The sequence below is a fragment of the Phenylobacterium sp. genome (genome assembly GCF_024508875.1).
Classification (GTDB): Bacteria; Pseudomonadota; Alphaproteobacteria; order Caulobacterales; family Caulobacteraceae; genus Phenylobacterium.
In genome coordinates this window covers 1-2,681 of record NZ_JANINU010000264.1, presented here as the reverse complement: position 1 = coordinate 2,681, position 2,681 = coordinate 1, and the positions used below count along the sequence as shown (strand labels likewise).

Here is a 2,681-nt window from a genome sequence, read left to right as displayed (position 1 = left end):
ACGAAGTGGACGCAGGAGCGCTTCACCGTGCCCAGGTCGAAATTGAAGCGGTCGAGGAACTGGCTGACCACCACGCGGAAGGTGTTCTCGTAGGCCACCTCCTGCGGCACGGCCGCTTCCGGCAAGCAGCACAGCAGGCTGGCCAGCTTCTCCGACGTGTTTCCCTGGGCGGTCGAGAGCGACAGCAACTCGAACACCTGCTTGCGGAGTTCGGGGTAGCTCTCGAAGGTCACCGTGTTGGGAACCGCGGCCACGAACAGGTCGCGCGGCAGCATGGCGGTCACCGGCCGCACCTCTGCCCCGTTGCGCAGGCCGTAGCCGATGCAGATCTGGTCGGGATTGCAGGGCAGGGGGATCAGGTCGTCCAGGCTGAAGACGCCCGCCTCGGCGATCCGCCGGCGCACCTCGGTCAGGACAATGCGGTGGCGCTTGGCGTCGAAGCCGTCGTTGCGGCCGGCGTCCTGGATCGGCTGGAAGGTCACGCCGCGCACGCAGCGCCATTGCAGGGCGAAGCGGACGATGTCGGCGATCTCGTCGTCGTTTACGCCCTTCTTCAGCGTCACAACCAGGGTGGTCGAGACGTTGTGCCGCTCCAAGGCCTCCAAGGCCTCGACGCGCACGCGAGTGAGGTCTGCGCCGCGCAACTCCATCAGCGCGTCGCGCTTGAGGCTGTCGAACTGGAGGTACACCTCGAACCCGGGCATGTAGTTCGCCAGACGCTCGGCGAAGCCCGGCTCGCGGGCGATGCGCAGGCCGTTGGTGTTGATCATCAGGTGGCGGATCGGCCGAGCCTTGGCGGCATCCAGGATCGACCAGAAGTCGGGGTGGATCGTAGGTTCGCCGCCCGAGAGCTGCACCAGGTCCGGCTCGCCTTCGGCCGCCACGATGACGTCCATCATCCGCTCGACCTCGGCCAGCGGCCGGTGACCCTCGCGCTTCACGGAGCTGTCGGCGAAACAGACGGGGCAGGAGAGATTGCAGGCCTCGTTGATCTCGACGATGGCCAGGCACGAGTGTTGCTCGTGGTCGGGGCAGAGGCCGCAGTCGTAGGGACAGCCGTGGTCGGTGCGGGTGGCGACCTTCAGCGGGCGGTCGCCCGGCTTCAGCCAGTCGCGCTGGGACTTCCAGTAGGCGATGTCGTCGGCGATCAGGGTCTTCTGCACCCCGTGCTCGCGGCAGCGCTTGAGGTAGAAGACTGAGCCGTCCTCACCGATCACCTTGGCCGGGACCAGCTCCAGGCAGCTCTCGCACAGGCTCGTGGTCTGGCCCAGGAACAGGTACGGCGCGGCCTTCCGCACGCTCGCGGCGGAGGCTTCCGCGATAGAAGACCCATCCATAGGCGACCAGACCTCCGCAAAGCAGGTGGAACAGGTTAAGCGGCCCGATCAACGGCGGATAGGGCTTGAGGAACTCCCAGCCGAAGCGTGTCGCGCCGTACCACACGCACATCGCATAGAAGCCGCGCCGCAAGGCCCAGGATCGCCGATGCGCGAGGCCTTCGAGGTAGGCGGCCAGGAACAGCGCCATGGCCAGGCTTTCGTAGACCTGTACCGGGTGGCGGCCGATCCCGTCGCCCAGGTCGATGGCCCAGGGCAGGGCGGTCGGCGAACCGTAGGTGCCGTCCGGCGGGCCGGCGAACAGGCAGCCCCAGCGGCCGATCACGACGCCTAGGGCGAACGGGCCCACGAAGACCCCGCCGGTGGAGCCCTTGATCCCGCGGAGCGCCTTGTAGATTTCGACGCCGACGATGGCGCCGACCAGCGCGCCGACCACGCTGTGCGACAGGGCCGGATGGGCGTCGCGCAGGCTGCTGAGCGATCCGGCCAGCCAGGCCCCGGGGATCGCGCCGAGGGCCAGCGCCGCGAAGTAGCCTCCGCCGACCTTGCCCGCCACCTGCTGGGTGAGGTCCTTCAGCCGCCAGCGGTAGAGCGCGACGCTCAGCGCCAGTCCCGAGCCCCACGCCGCGAGGTCGAAGGCGGTGTGCGCCCAGATGGCCGTGGGGACGTGGATCATGCGGCGCCGATCAAGGCAGCGGAATCGGCGCCGCTCAAGCGGTCAGCTCTGGTAGGCGCGCTCGCCGTGGCTGTGGAGATCCAGGCCGTCCTCGATGGCTTCCGGCGTGGCGCGCAGGCCGACCGTGACCTTGCACAGGAACAGGATCGCGGCCGAGGCGACGCCCGACCAGAGGCAGACGGTCAGGGCGCCGAGAAGCTGGACGCCCAGTTGACGGGCGGTGTCCATGCCCTGCCCATAGCCGGCGCCGCCCAGCGAGACCGAGGCAAGGACGGCCACCAGCAGCGTGCCGAGCAGGCCGCCCACGCCATGAACAGCGAAGACGTCGAGACTGTCGTCCAGCTTCAGCCGGTGCTTCACGAGGTCCACGCAGTGGAAACAGACGAGGCTGCCGAGGGCGCCGAGCACGACGCCGCCCACCGGGCCGACGAAACCCGAAGCCGGCGTCACGGTGGCGAGGCCCGCGACGACGCCGGTCACGATGCCGATCATGCTGGCGCGCTTGAACTTCAGCTTCTCGATCAGGGCCCACACCAGGCCGGCGGTCGCCGCGGACAGGTGCGTGGCCACGAGCGCCGAACCGGCGGCCGCATCGGCCGCCAGGGCGCTGCCAGCGTTGAAGCCGTACCAGCCGACCCAGAGCATGCCGGCGCCCATCATGGTCATGC

Annotated in this window: 3 protein-coding genes; all 3 read right to left on the bottom strand. The window is 69.0% G+C overall.

All coding sequences use genetic code 11. From position 1 onward, the window contains the following. On the bottom strand, nt 1–1,298 hold a 1,298-nt coding region (locus Q0L11_RS18190; protein WP_296599109.1), incomplete at its 3' end, for a radical SAM protein. Beyond that, nucleotides 1,207–2,013 (bottom strand): prolipoprotein diacylglyceryl transferase, encoded by an 807-nt coding sequence (locus Q0L11_RS18185; protein WP_296599108.1) that lies wholly within the window; start codon nt 2,011–2,013, stop codon nt 1,207–1,209. The genes Q0L11_RS18185 and Q0L11_RS18190, both read right to left, overlap by 92 nt. A gap of 42 nt (nt 2,014–2,055) precedes the next feature. After that, nucleotides 2,056–2,681 (bottom strand): ammonium transporter (locus tag Q0L11_RS18180; RefSeq protein ID WP_367183455.1); only part of this gene is annotated, 626 nt, incomplete at its 5' end.